The 12680-nt window shown below is 67.2% G+C and carries 12 protein-coding genes; 4 read left to right on the forward strand and 8 right to left on the reverse strand.

The annotated features are described in order from the left end of the window. Both IG99_RS42855 and IG99_RS42860 read right to left on the reverse strand, forming a co-directional pair. Positions 1–660: carbohydrate ABC transporter permease (locus tag IG99_RS42855; protein WP_037684380.1), on the reverse strand; the 660-nt coding region annotated here is incomplete at its 3' end. Continuing rightward, on the reverse strand, positions 653–1573 hold the full coding sequence (locus IG99_RS42860) for a carbohydrate ABC transporter permease (RefSeq protein WP_037684382.1): 921 nt from the start codon (positions 1571–1573) through the stop codon (positions 653–655). The genes IG99_RS42855 and IG99_RS42860, both read right to left, overlap by 8 nt. A 185-nt stretch (positions 1574–1758) precedes the next feature. Between IG99_RS42860 and IG99_RS42865 the strand changes: the two genes are divergently transcribed. Next, the gene (locus IG99_RS42865) at positions 1759–2793 is read left to right on the forward strand and encodes a LacI family DNA-binding transcriptional regulator (RefSeq protein WP_037684385.1); all 1035 of its coding nucleotides are present in this window, start codon (positions 1759–1761) and stop codon (positions 2791–2793) included. Positions 2794–2981: 188 nt separating this feature from the next. Continuing rightward, a complete protein-coding gene (locus tag IG99_RS51575; RefSeq protein WP_267882616.1) occupies positions 2982–3104 on the forward strand; it encodes a hypothetical protein in 123 nt (40 codons plus the stop codon). Between the two features lie 27 nt (positions 3105–3131). Here the strand turns inward: IG99_RS51575 and IG99_RS42875 are convergent, their stop codons facing one another. Beyond that, positions 3132–3842: a cupin domain-containing protein gene (locus IG99_RS42875; protein ID WP_037684401.1), complete on the reverse strand. Its 711-nt coding sequence runs from the start codon at positions 3840–3842 to the stop codon at positions 3132–3134. A gap of 58 nt (positions 3843–3900) precedes the next feature. Between IG99_RS42875 and IG99_RS42880 the strand changes: the two genes are divergently transcribed. Beyond that, the gene (locus IG99_RS42880) at positions 3901–4617 is read left to right on the forward strand and encodes an SGNH/GDSL hydrolase family protein (protein ID WP_078948265.1); all 717 of its coding nucleotides are present in this window, start codon (positions 3901–3903) and stop codon (positions 4615–4617) included. A 74-nt stretch (positions 4618–4691) separates the two neighbouring features. On the opposite strand, the gene IG99_RS42885 is transcribed toward IG99_RS42880, so the two are convergent. From IG99_RS42885 to IG99_RS42900, 4 genes are all read right to left on the reverse strand, one after another. Further along, entirely contained in the window at positions 4692–6263 is a 1572-nt protein-coding gene (locus IG99_RS42885; protein ID WP_037684388.1) for a right-handed parallel beta-helix repeat-containing protein, read from the reverse strand. Continuing rightward, positions 6187–6588 (reverse strand): hypothetical protein, encoded by a 402-nt coding sequence (locus tag IG99_RS49400; RefSeq protein ID WP_037684391.1) that lies wholly within the window; start codon positions 6586–6588, stop codon positions 6187–6189. The genes IG99_RS42885 and IG99_RS49400 overlap by 77 nt, the downstream gene beginning before the upstream one ends. 474 nt (positions 6589–7062) lie before the next feature. Beyond that, complete coding sequence (locus IG99_RS42895) at positions 7063–9543, reverse strand: RICIN domain-containing protein (protein ID WP_234312173.1); 2481 nt, start codon at positions 9541–9543, stop codon at positions 7063–7065. A 355-nt stretch (positions 9544–9898) separates the two neighbouring features. Then, entirely contained in the window at positions 9899–10894 is a 996-nt protein-coding gene (locus IG99_RS42900) for a LacI family DNA-binding transcriptional regulator (protein ID WP_158973384.1), read from the reverse strand. A gap of 263 nt (positions 10895–11157) precedes the next feature. Here IG99_RS42900 and IG99_RS42905 point away from each other — a divergent pair, with 263 nt between their 5' ends. Then, entirely contained in the window at positions 11158–12231 is a 1074-nt protein-coding gene (locus tag IG99_RS42905; RefSeq protein WP_051866619.1) for a LacI family DNA-binding transcriptional regulator, read from the forward strand. 247 nt (positions 12232–12478) lie between these two features. Here the strand turns inward: IG99_RS42905 and IG99_RS42910 are convergent. After that, a partial coding sequence (locus IG99_RS42910; RefSeq protein ID WP_037684399.1) for a winged helix-turn-helix transcriptional regulator occupies positions 12479–12680 on the reverse strand: 202 nt, incomplete at its 5' end.

A 12680-nucleotide genomic window follows, 5' to 3' on the forward strand; every position in this document is an offset into this window, starting at 1 on the left:
GGTGGTCGCCAGGGCCGGGACCATCAGCGGCAGGATGACGTGGAAGAAGATCCGCGCGTGCCCCGCGCCGTCGATCCGAGCCGCCTCATCGATCTCGCGCGGGATGCCACGGATGAACTGCACCATCAGGAAGATGAAGAAGGCGTCGGTCGCCAGGAACTTCGGCACGATCAGGGGCAGGAACGTGTTGACCCAGCCGAGCTGCGAGTACAGGACGTACTGCGGCACGATGATCACGTGGACCGGCAACATGATCGTGACGAGCATGATGGCGAACCACACCCGCTTCGCCTTGAACTCCAGCCGGGCGAACGCATAGGCGGCCAGGGAGCAGGCGAGGAGATTGCCGAGGATCGCGCCGGTCACGACGATCACCGAGTTGATCAGGTAGTGGCTGAACGGGTGGGAGAAGGCATTCCAGCCGTTGCTGTAGTTCTCCACCCGCAGGTGCGTCAGAGCGAGCCCGGCGTTGCGGAAGATCTCGCTGTTCGGGCGCAGAGAGCTGACGACCATCCACAGGACGGGGTACAGCATCATCAGGCCACAGGCGACGAGCAGGACGTGCTTGAGAAGGGGGCGGATCCTGCGCTTTCCGCGGCGCGCTGCGTGCGAGCGGGCGGCGGGCAGCGAGCGGGGTACGGCTGCGGCGCGGTCAGTCATCGTAAAACACCCAGTACTTTGAGGCCCAGAAGTTGACGGCGGTGAAGACCGCGACGATGAGGAGCAGGAGCCACGCGAGCGCGGATGCGTAACCCATATCGAAGTGGCCGAACCCGCGCTGGTAGAGGTACAGCGAGTAGAAGAGGGTGGAGTCGGCGGGGCCTCCGGTGCCGCCCGAGACCACGAAGGCCTGGGTGAACGTCTGGAAGGCGTGGATGATCTGCAGCACCAGGTTGAAGAAGATGATCGGTGTCAGCATCGGAATCGTGATGCTGCGGAACTGACGCCAGCGCTTCGCACCGTCGACGGAAGCCGCCTCGTAGAGGGAGGTCGGGATCTGGCGCAGGCCGGCGAGAAAGATGACCATGGGAGCCCCGAACGTCCAGACGTTCAGGACAATAAGGGTCGACAACGCGGTTCCGGGCTCGGAGACCCAGCCCTGTCCATGGATACCGAACAGGCCGAGGCCCTTGTTCACCAGACCAGTGGTGCCGAAGACCGTGCGCCACAGCACCGCGATCGCGACGCTGCCGCCGATCAGCGAGGGCAGGTAGAAGATGGAGCGGTAGAAGGCAAGGCCCCTCACTCCCTTGTCCATCAGCAGCGCGAGCGCCAGGGCCAGCGCGAGTTGCAGCGGGACAGAGACCAGGACGTAGGTGAACGTCACCTGGAGCGACTGATGCAGACGCTCGTCGTGGAGCATCCGCGTCCAGTTGTCGGTTCCCGTGAACTGCGGCGGCTGCAGCAGGTTGTACTTGGTGAAGCTGAGGTAGAGCGAGGCCAGCATCGGGCCGAGAGTGATCCCGAACAGCCCGACGAACCAAGGCAGAAGAAAGAAGAACGCCGCCTTGTTCTGCTGTCGCGCGCCCCGTTGGGACCCGCGAAGCCGGCGTAGTTCGTTGATGGAGCTCACGGCACTGCTCCCTTGAGCGGCGGCATCGGAAACACAGTGGTGCGGGACCGTACCGGGCCCGCCCGCCCCAAAAAAGTGATCGTTCACCTTGTGGGTTGCGAGGACCCTAGTGAACGATCACTTTTTCCGTCAAGAGTGTGTACTCTCTGACTTCCTGAAGGTTGGCAGAAGGTGGGGGCAAGAGGATGGACGGCGCTGACACGGCGCGACGACGGCCGACGATCACAGACGTTGCGCGGCTCGCCGGGGTATCACCCCAGACGGTGTCGCGGTACCTGCGGTTCAACGGCGGACTGAAGCCCACGACCATGGAGCGCGTGGAGAAAGCGATACGCGAACTGGATTACCGTCCCAACCTGGTGGCGCGGTCCATGCGCACGCGCAAGACCGGCAGGCTGGCGATAGTGATGCCCGCCATGACCTTCAACCCCTCACGCATGCTGGCGGGAGCCAGCGCGACGGCACAGGCCGCAGGATACTTCGTGGACGTCGTGAGCGCCGGGGGCGGCGTTCGGGCGCGGAGTGACCGCCTGCTGGAACTCGCCGATTCGGGACAGTTCGAGGGCATCCTCTCCCTCGCCCCCGTACTCCCCTCGGTGGAAAACCAATTGCACCAGAGGACGACCGTGGTGATCTCGGCCGATTTCGACGACGAGATGCGCGTCATCGGAGAGTTGGCCGACGCCAAGCCCCTGGCTGAGATGATCGAGCATTTGGCAGCACTTGGCCACACCCGGTTCCTGCATGTGGCCGGCGACGCGCACTTCGCCTCCGCGCGAGCGCGCAAACAGAGCTATCTGGACACGATCGAACGCCTCGGCCTCGAGTCGGTCGGAGTCTTCGACGGCGACTGGTCCGGCGAGTCCGGCATCGAGGCGATCCGGTCGCTCCCGAGCCGTTCGCGACCGACCGCGGTGATCGCGGCCAACGACCTCGTCGCCGCCGGCGTCGTCCGCGGCGCCCGGGAACGGGGCTGGGACGTGCCGGCCGACATCAGCGTGACCGGCTGGGACAACGTCGGCGTGGGTCAGTTCATGAACCCGTCCCTGACCACCGTCGACGTGGACCTCGAACGGCTCGGCAGCAAGGCCATGGACAAGCTCATCGCGGGTTTGAGGCACACAGCGACCACGTCAGCCGAGGTATCCCTGTTCCGCGTCATCTGGCGGGAGTCGACGGCCGAGCCGCCTGCGACAGGGCGTCCCAGCCGCAGGCGGTAACCAAGGGCGGGCACCGCCGTCGGAGGAGCGGTCGCGGGGCAGCCGATGTGCTTCCCCCTGCCTGACCGGCCGTCCGGCCGGCTCTGAGGAGCGAGCCGGCACGGCGGCGTGCGCCACCGGGCCGGAGGTGGCCCTGGCCGGCAAGGCGTACTCCTCCCGCGCGATACGGACCCACCCACGCGAGCACGGTGTCCCGCGAGCCGGTGGACTTCCACGGGTTGGGGCGCGGCAGTCGGTTCGGCAGGTCACCCGCCTTCGACCGCGACGCCTACCAGCAGCGCAACGCCGTCGGGCGGTCCATCAACCGCTGAAGCAGTGACGGACCCGCGGCGCCGGCATCAGTTCTCGTAGACGTCGAGCCGGCCGCACATCCCGAACTTCCCACAGGTAGTGGGCTGTTGAGAGCCCACGACGGCATCGGTGAGGTGGGGATACTCTCCCCGCTGCAGTGAGTCGAGCTGCACCCCGGTGGCCGCGGCGGCGGCCTCGGCGCCCCGGCGCCACCGCTCGCGCCACTCTTCGATACGCGGCCGCACGAGCGCGGCGGCGGCCCGGTGGAACGCGGCCAGGGCCTCGGGCCCCTCGGCCTCGCGCAGTGCCCGGTAGCCCTCCAGGGCGAGATCCCGCCGGGCCCGGGCGACGCGCTCCTGCTCCTCCTCGGGCGCGTCGGCCGGGATGACGGTGGCGCGGGCGTACGCCTCCGGATCGGTCAGGTACTCCGGGGGCAGCGTGAGGACCGCGTCCCCCGCCTCCGGCAGCCCGCTGTTCTGCATCAGGACGGTGATCCGAAGATCACCCTCGTTGACCAGTCGGTGGATGGTGCCGGGCGCGAACCAGGCGACCGTGCCGGCCCGGAGCGGGGTGACCTCGTATCCGGATGTGGTCAGCGTCTGCACGGCACCGCGTCCGCCGGTGACGACGTAGGCCTCGGAACACGCCAGGTGCATGTGGGGAGTGCCGCCGCACACCCCGTCGGCGGCAGGCCAGTCGTACACCGACAGGTGCGAGATGGCGACGCCCCCGGGCAGTCCGGTGTTGGTTGCAGTCATGTGCGTGCGCATTCCATTTCGTGATACAGTAAGCGCTTTCTATTCCTAGTGAATTTACATGACCCTCACGCGCCGGGTCAATATTATGCTTAAAATCGAACCTCGCTGGCAGAGATGCAAGGAGGATGATGTGGACAATGGATTGGCGGGCAAGAGCGTTTACGCGTTCGGTGACAGCATTGTGCACGGACACGTGTATCCGCGCAGTTTTGCGGACATCGTCGCCGAGCAGGAGAGCATGACCCTCACCAAGTTCGCCCGAAATGGTGCCACCATCGGCGCCGACCCACATGCTTCCGGTGGGCAAATACGTGCGCAGGTCGAGGAGGCGCCCGACGTCGCGCCCGACTTCGTCATCTTCGACGGAGGCACCAACGATGCACAGTCGATCTACCGGGATCGGGCGTATGACGTTGGCGCCTACGCGGAAGAGCTGGAGAACACGCTGAAGACGATGAAGCGGAGATGGCCGACCGCTCGCATCGCGTACGTCGCAGCCCACAAACTCGGCTCGCGGGACTGGGACACTCAGGTAGCCCTGCGAGAGGTGACCTTGCAGGTCTGTCGTCATTGGGATGTCGCCATTGCCGACGTTTTCGGGGAGACCGCGTTCGACACCCGCGATGATACTCACCGGGCGAAATACACATTCGACGAGCTGGTCAACGGTTTTCCTGGCACGGAGGGATCTGGAACGCACCCCAACGTGGCCGGTATGACCACATTCTATGTGCCGGTGGTAACCGCCGGATTGCAGCAGATTTCATCACGTTGATCGATGCGCGGAAATCAGGTCTGTCGGGCCGGTACCGGCCCGACAGACCTGATTTCATCTTTTCAGGGCCGATATTACTGACCGTATGCGGGACCGCGCGCGATCCGGACGTCGTCCACGTGCACCGACCCTCGCTCACCCCCGTTCGAGTACCAGGCGATCTTCGCGATTCCCGGCATCGAGGTGCGGAACGTGGCGTCGGTCAGGATGCGCTCGCCGTCGATGTCCAGGTCGAATCGCTGGTTCACGGTGTCCACGGTGAGCGTGATCCGGTACCACTTGCCGTTGGTGTACGTACCGAGCACAGTGTCGGTGGTGCCCTGATAGGCGTGGATCTGGCCGCGGGCGAAAGCGACACTGACGGCCTGGACGCCGCTGGAGTTGTACACGTACGGCAACCCGAACCAGCCGGCTTGCGTGTCGTTGCGCATCACCTGCGCGTCGATGGTCACCAGGCCCTGCATCGGGGTGCTGAAGAGCCGGGCCAGGTTGGTCCCGTCGGTGCCGCCGCCGTCGACGGTGCGGGTCAGCTTGACGCTCTTGTCGGTGGCGGACGGCGTCTCCACCACGGAGATGTTGTTGTTGGTGGAGATGACCCGCCAGCCGTTCGTCCCGTTGGCGAGCGTCCCGGTCGGCAGGCTGTCGAAGGTGTCCGTGAAGGCGATGTTGGGCGCTCCGCGTTCGAAGGCGCCGATCTCCGGAGCGCTCCCGAGCGGCACCGTAGCCCCGGCGAAGTCGAGGCCACCGTTGTTGACGACGCTGACACCGGCGTCGACGAAGGGGGACCCCGCCTGGAGTGCGAAGTTGGCCGCGGTGTCGAGTCTGGGACCGTTCTCGTCGCCGTAGGGTCCGGTGACGGCGGCGTTGACGAACAGCGGGTTGCCCTTCTTGGGCGTCGTTTCGGGCAGGCTGGTCAGCGTGTCCGAGTACCCGTTGTTGGTGTAGATGATGCTCGACTCGAGCCTGAAGGTGGCGTCCTTTGTGGAGCCGAACACGTTGTTGGTCAGCGTGGCCTTGCCGGGGCTGGTGACACCGCCGTCCACCATGGCCGCTGCCGCGGTGTTGTAGAAGGTGTTGTTGTAGATGTCCGCCGTCGTGCCGGCCGACTGCGACAGGTGAAGGGTCCATCTGCTGCTGCCCGTCACGACGTTGTAGCGGAGGATCACGCTGCCGAACTTGACCGCGGAGTTGCACGCACACAGCAGGATGCCATCACCGTTGTCGTGCAGGTAGTTGTACTGGAACACCTGGTTGGTGGTGCCGATGTCGGGGTCGAGGCCGTTCTGGTCGGCGCCGCCCGAAGACAGGTGGGTGCCCATGATCTCGTTGTACTGGACGGTGACGTTGTCGGCCATGTTGGTCTCGACGCCGGAGACGCCGACCCGGTCGATCACGTTGCCTTCGACGAGTCCGCCGCGGACGCCGGTGAGGTAGATGCCGTTGCAGCCGTAGGGGGTGTTCGCCTGCGTGATGTAGTTGCCGCGGAACGTGACGTTGGTGTACGGGGTGTAGGCGGGGTCGGTGGCCGTGGCGCGCTTGCCCCAGCCGGTGAAGACGGCACCGGGCGCGTCACCGGCGTACTGCTTCGTGACGATCCCGCTGAACGTCGCCGACCGTCCCCTGACCGGCGATCTTCGGCTTGGCACCCGTCCCGTAGCTGTCGATGGAGATCGGGGAGCCGTCGATGCCGGACCCCTTCGGCCACAGTTGCCCGGTCCAGCTGTCACCGGCCTCGAAGCGAATGATGTCGCCGGGCTGGAACGTCGTCGAGTTGACCTTGGTGAGCGAGCGCCAGGGGGCGCTGCTGGTAGTGCCCGCGTTACTGTCGCTGCCGTTCGTGCTCACGTAGTAGGTGGTGCCCGCGGCGAAAGCCCGCTGCGCGGGGATGAGCACGATCGACGCGATCACGACGGCCAGCACGCACAGTACGGCGGCGGTCGATTGTGGCAGAAGTCTTCGATTGACGGTCATGGTCCTCTTCTTGTCGTCCGGGGTGTGGTCCTGGCTCCTGTCATGACGCCTGTGGCCGGGCTTGCGGGTAACGGCTCGGGGCCCGGACGGCCCCGGTCCGTGCGGTGGACGCACCAGCGAGTGCGCGACGACATCCGGGGGAGTCCGGGCGGACATGGCCCTTCGGCGGCCGGGCCCTGCGGAAGTTCCGACACCTCGAACGCGGCGTGGCGCGAGTCCTCGTGGTCGCCGTTCTTCCGCCACCGCGGGTCGCCGAGAATCCCCATGTCTGCCTCTCCGGAAGTGTTCTGGAAAGCCTGCGGGAAAACGTATTCCGCTCAGGGTGCCCAGCGGTTGTCAAGTGCGTCAAGGCTTTGAGTGGGCCGGCTCTCGTGGGCCGGTCTGACACGCGCGCCGTCGCTTCCGGCGCCCGTCGGGGGGCAGGCCCGGGGTTCGGGCCTGCCCCGCTCACGGTCTTGCTCGCTGCTCAGCCGGTCAGGCCACCTTCACCAGCTTCCACCGCTGGTTGCTGCTGCCGTTGGTGAACCACTGGTCGATGGGGGTGTTGTCGGTGGTCCCGGCCTTGTACACGTCGGCCTTGTACCCGTTCGAACGGGACTCGATGGTGTACGTGCCGCTGCCGGCCGGGACGATCAGCCACTGCTGGCTGATGCTCCCGCTGGGGGTCCCCACCTGCAACTGGGTGCCGGGCCAGGTGGATGCCGCGTTGATGTCGAGGGCCTTGCCGCTGGTGACACCCGTGACGGTGAGGTAGCCGCCGCTGGTGTAGGCCAGCTTCCACTGCTGGCTGCCGCTGTTCGCGTCGGTCTTCTGGACAACGGGCGTGCCGTCGCTGGTTCCACCGTTGTAGACGGTGAGCACCTTGCCGCTGCTGAGGCCGACGATCTTGTAGGTGCCGGACAGGTCGCTGACCGGCTCGTGGGTGATGGAGAAGTTGGAGTACTCGACGGGGTAGTAGCCGGCCGTGCCCAGGCCGGCCAGGCCCGCGCCGTAGCTCGCGTCGGTGACCGTGCCGACGGTGTTTCCGTCGATCTTGGCCGTGATGGTGCTGTCCTGGAAGGTCAGGGACAGCTTGTGCCAGGTACCCGTGCCGGGCGCGGTGACGGTACCGCTGGCGAGGGTGGTCCAGTTCCACGCGTTGTTGCCGGCGGTGTCGGTCTTCAGCAGCGACCAGGACCCGGTGTCGGACAGGCGCAGGTGATAGGCGTTCATCCCCCCGGCGCTGAACTTCGTCTGGGTGCCGACACGGCCCAGAAGCTCTGCGGAGCTGCCGCTCTTCTCCAGCAGTACATCGGAGCTGACCGTGTAGTTGCTCCAGCCGATGTCGCCCATGATGGTGTAGGGCTGGACGGCGTTCGAGGCCGGATACCACCAGATGATCGGCTTCTGCGGTGCCGTCTGGCGCAGGCACTGGCCGGTGCGGCCCCCGGTGCAGGGGGCGGCCTGGAACGCGCCGTTCATGGAGGCGAAGTACTTCGCCTCCTGCCCCGTGCCGTAGCCGGCGAAGGAGTCCGAGTACGGCATGGAGAGCCGGTTGCGGGCGGGCGAGGTGGCCGTTCCGGCGCCCTGACCGGTGGTGGTCGTCACGGTGTAGACGTGACCGGGGTCCAGGGTGAGGGTGTACGTGCCACCGACGGCGGTCAGGTCGGTGTTCTGCACCATACGCGGGGTGGCGCCGCCGGGCTGCGACAGATCGGTGGACCACACGTGCAGGGTGCCGCCGGGCAGACCTCCTGCCACGTTGAGGGTGACCGTCTGGGACGCGGTGGCGTCCATGGTTTCGAAGACGGTGCTCCAGGCGCTCTTGTCGGGCGCGGCGTAGCTGACGTAGCTGCCGTTGGCACGGTCGCCGCCGAGATAGCCGGAGGCGGAGTCGAGGTACTTCCAGCCGGGCGAGGTGAACTGCGTGGTCTGGGCGATGGACCAGGCGGTGCGGGAGACGCTGTAGGCGCCGGACCACGGCTGGTTCGCGGTGACCAGGCCCTGGTCGTGGAAGAAGAGGTTCTGGTAGTCGGCGGCCAGCAGGGGCCAGTTGATGTACGCGCTCAGCTTGGCGTCGAGGTAGCCGCGGTTGATGGCGCGGGCGACCGGGGCCGCTCCGGTTTCGGCGTTCTCCGAGCCGTTCTCGCTGGCCCAGAGCTGCTTGCCCAGCGACTGGGCGTCGGCGGAGGAGGAGCAGGTGGTCATCTCGGACGCGTACGTGCAGGGGTAGTGCGCGCCGACGATGTCCACGGCGTTGTTCAGGGTGCTGTCGGTCTTCATGGCGGTGGCGATGTTCCAGTTGGTCTCATCGCTGCCGACCAGCTTGGTCGAGGTGTAGCCGTTCGCCGCCAGGGCGGACTTGAGCTGCTCGTAGAAGCCGGCGTTGTACGTCTTCTCGTTCCGGCCGCCGATGTAGTCGATGGTCAGGCCGTGCTGTTTGGCGCAGCCCAGCCAGTCGATCAGGTAGTTGATCCCGTCCGTCGAGTAGAAGCTGCCGTTTCCGATCCAACCGGGGGCGCCCCAGGCCAGGGCGAAGAGCTTGATGCCGGGGTTACGGGCCTTGGCCTGCTCCATCATCCACCACTCGTAGCCCGCGTTGCAGTCGATCTCGCCCCTCGCGTGCTCGAAGCTGGCCTCGGAACCGTCGGTGGAGTTGGTGTCGCCGCCGATCTCGACCTTGAGGATCTGCAGGGCCGCGCCGTAACCGGGCTTGAACAGGTAGTCCAGCACCTGGCTGCGCTGGGTGGCCGGGTAGTCGAACAGCAGGCGGCTGTTGCCGCCGCCACCGCTGATCGCTCCGACACCGTCGAAGGTGCGGCCGCCGCTGGCGCCGTCCACGGTGATCGCCGTGTCGGTGGCGGCATACGCCGGCGACACGGCTCGGCCGGTCAGCAGGGCCAGTGCCATGAGTAGGGCGGCCAGGGCCGCCAACCGTCTGATGTGCCTGTCAGGCAGGCTCAAAGCATTGTGCACGGGGGCCTTCCTTGGGGGCGGTGCGGGTGTGTGACTTGCACTGAGACGCGGTCCTGGACCCTGTTGCGTGGGACCGCGCGTCCGGCAGGGGCCAAGCTGGGGAGGTCGTACTCGCATTGGGCTTGATCGGTCGACTTCACACCGATCAACCACGGGGACGCCGAGGCAGCTCGGGCAACTGCTGGAGTTTGCCGAAAGCCCAGATGTCTGTACTCGGAAACGTTAGGGAAATCGTATTCCGCGGGCAGTGTGGCCGTCTGTGACCGAAGGCGTCAAGGGTTTGTGCAGGGGTTCCTGGAGGTCCTGCGTGCGTCGGCCCTCCCTCCACCGGGCCGCACCCCGGCTGAGGGGCGGTTCAGGCCACGCGGGTCGTCGTGCTGTCGCGCACCACGACCTGGCCGCGCATCATCAAGTGCTCCTTTTCCGCACGAGCCCTGAGTGCCAGGCGGACCGCTTCGGCACCCGCCTGTGCCAGCGGCAACGACACGGTCGTCAGCCGCGGTGTCACGTCGGTCGCGAGTTCGATGTCGTCGAAACCGGTCAGCGAGACGTCCGCCGGCACCGCCACTCCGGCAGCCCGGAAGGCGGACATCGCACCGATGGCGATGGTGTCGTTGGCTGCGAGCACCGCATGGGACGGCTTCAGCCCTTCGGCGACCAGCCTCTGCGCCGCGTCGAATCCCCCTTGGCGGCTCACCGCACCATGCGAGATCCGGATGTGTCGCTCCTCGACACCGCCGTCGCGGAGCCCGGCCATGAAGCCCGCGGTGCGGGCGGATACGTTTCCCCGCCCGCGGGCGCCGGCCAGGATCGTCACGTGCCGATGCCCCAACTCGGCGATGTGATGGGCGAGTTCCTTTGCGGAGCCGTAGTTGTCGAAACTGATGGAGTCGAACGGCATGTCGGTGTCGCCGACGATCACCACCCGGCCGCCCTCGCGTTCGTAGCCGAGCAGCTCGTCGAGCAGGCGCCCGTCGAGCGCGTTCGCGTCGAGGCGGCTGGAGGTCAGGATGAGCGCACGGGGCCGGAGGGCACGCTGGAGCCGGACGGTTTGCAGCTGGCGCGCGGCGGTGCCGTGGGTCGACGAGACGGTCACGAACGCACCGGCGTCGCGCGCCTGCCGTTCCATCGCCGCGGCGACCATGCCCATCGATGGGGTCGTGAGGTCGTCGCCGACGACCGCGATCGCGTCGTTCGCCCGCCGCATCGCCCGGGCCGAGGCGTCCGCGCTGTAGCGCAACGCAGCCGCAGCGGCGAGGACCCGCTGCCGGTATTCCGCCGCGACCGTCCGGGAACTGCCGCCCAGGACTCGTGACGCAGTCGGCACCGACACACCGGCAGCCGCCGCCACATCACGCAGAGTGACTGTCGGTCTGGCTGGATGAGGCATCGTGCCGTTCCCTCCCGCTTGACGAGGCGAGCCGCCGTGGACGGTATCCGAGAATATCCGTGGCCGGCCCTCTACGAGATACGGACGGTTTCGCCGATCGTGGTTCCGCAACGGCGCGCGCCCAGGGTGACATATCCGAAGGCGCGAGCGTTCTGCCGTGGAGTGACCTTCCGTGATCACCCCGCACTCCAAGCGGCTGTGCGGCTCGGTGCACAATATGCGGCATGGAAGATGGGTCGGCAGCGCCTCCTCCGCCCCCCAGCGGGAAGTCCGTGTCCGGGGAGCGCCAGGCGACCCTGCGTGATGTGGCGCGGGCGGCGGGCGTCTCGCAGGCCACCGCGTCGCGCGTGCTCAATGGCAGCATCCGGAACGTTCGGCAGGAGAACGCCGCCCGTGTGCTCGCCGCAGCCGCTGAGCTCGACTACACGCCGCACCTGTCCGCTCAGGCGATCGCGCGGGGCTCGACCAACACCGCCGCGCTGGTCGTCAACGGTGTCGACGACCCGTACTTCTCCTCCATCGCGGGAGGGGTGACGCAGGCGGCGAAGGCCGCGGGACTCATCGTCACCATGGCGGTCGCGGACCGCTCCCCCGAGCGGGAACTGCAGATCGTCAGGACCCTGCGCGGCATGCGGCCCCGCGCCATCATCCTGACCGGCAGCCGCATCGAGGGCACCGACACCCGAGCCCCCCTCGTCGAGGAACTCGACGCCTACCGGGAAGCGGGCGGCAGCGTGGTTCTGATCAGCCGGCACGACCTGCCGTTCCACACCGTCAGCATCGACAACTACGGTGGAGCGCGGCAGCTCGCCCGTGCGCTGGTCGGCCTTGGCTACCGTCGGTTCGCGGTGGTCCGCGCAGGCGCCGGACTCAAGACGTCCCGTGATCGGTGCGACGGCTTCGTGGAGGGCCTTCGCGAGTTCAACATCGACGTGGACGAGCGGTACGTGGTCGAAGCCGAGTTCAGCCGCCGAGGCGGCTGTGCGGCCGCCCGCGAGCTCGTCCGAAGGGGCCTGGCCGGCGCCGAACTCGTCTTCGCCGTCAACGACGTCATGGCGATCGGCGTCATGACCGCCTTTCGCGACGTCGGGCTGGTCCCCGGCCAGGACGTCGCCGTCGCCGGCTTCGACGACATCGGCCCAGCGGTGGACGTCCACCCGGCGCTGACCACCGTGACCGTACCCCTGCACCAGGTCGGGCTCCGCGCGATGGAACTCGCGCTCTCCGACGACGATGCCACGCGGATCGTACCGGTCTCCACGAACGTCGTCCTGCGGGACAGCACACCCCGTCGATAACACGCGCGACCTGGGATTTACGGACCCAGGTCCGCACCGTTTCGGCCGCACGTGCGGTTGTCCAGGCTCGTGATCAGCGATCGGACACGTCGGCCCCGTCCGCCTGACGGGGCCGCACACCGGTCGCGTCAGCGCATGGGGTACACAAGACTTGTCGAGTACTGAGCTCCGCACGCAGTTCATGCTGGTCAGGGCGCTGACTCATACGGCGGAAGCACGGTGACGTGTGCACACCGAGCCTGCCTTTTCAGGGCTTCGGGTCGGTGGTGTGGGCGTGTCGGTGGTGGGCGTAGTCGCCGGTGTGCTGTTCGGCCCAGTCCTGCAGGTGCTGCAGTGCGGCGGTGACGCCCCGGGCGAGATCGGTCAGGTCGTACTGCACCGTCGGCGGGCGGCTGGTGTGCACGGTGCGGGTGATCAGTCCGCCGGTTTCGAGGTCGCGCAGGGTCTGC

Source organism: Streptomyces griseus subsp. griseus, assembly GCF_000720255.1.
Lineage (GTDB): Bacteria > Actinomycetota > Actinomycetes > Streptomycetales > Streptomycetaceae > Streptomyces > Streptomyces griseus_I.

What these genes read in the sequence shown, in the direction of transcription:
- IG99_RS42865 (WP_037684385.1), top strand. Translation starts at nt 1,759, where the DNA reads ATGGACGGCGCTGACACGGCGCGACGACGGCCGACGATCACAGACGTT.
- IG99_RS42875 (WP_037684401.1), bottom strand. Translation starts at nt 3,842, where the DNA reads ATGACTGCAACCAACACCGGACTGCCCGGGGGCGTCGCCATCTCGCAC.
- IG99_RS42880 (WP_078948265.1), top strand. Translation starts at nt 3,901, where the DNA reads ATGACCCTCACGCGCCGGGTCAATATTATGCTTAAAATCGAACCTCGC.
- IG99_RS49400 (WP_037684391.1), bottom strand. Translation starts at nt 6,588, where the DNA reads ATGACCGTCAATCGAAGACTTCTGCCACAATCGACCGCCGCCGTACTG.
- IG99_RS42905 (WP_051866619.1), top strand. Translation starts at nt 11,158, where the DNA reads ATGGAAGATGGGTCGGCAGCGCCTCCTCCGCCCCCCAGCGGGAAGTCC.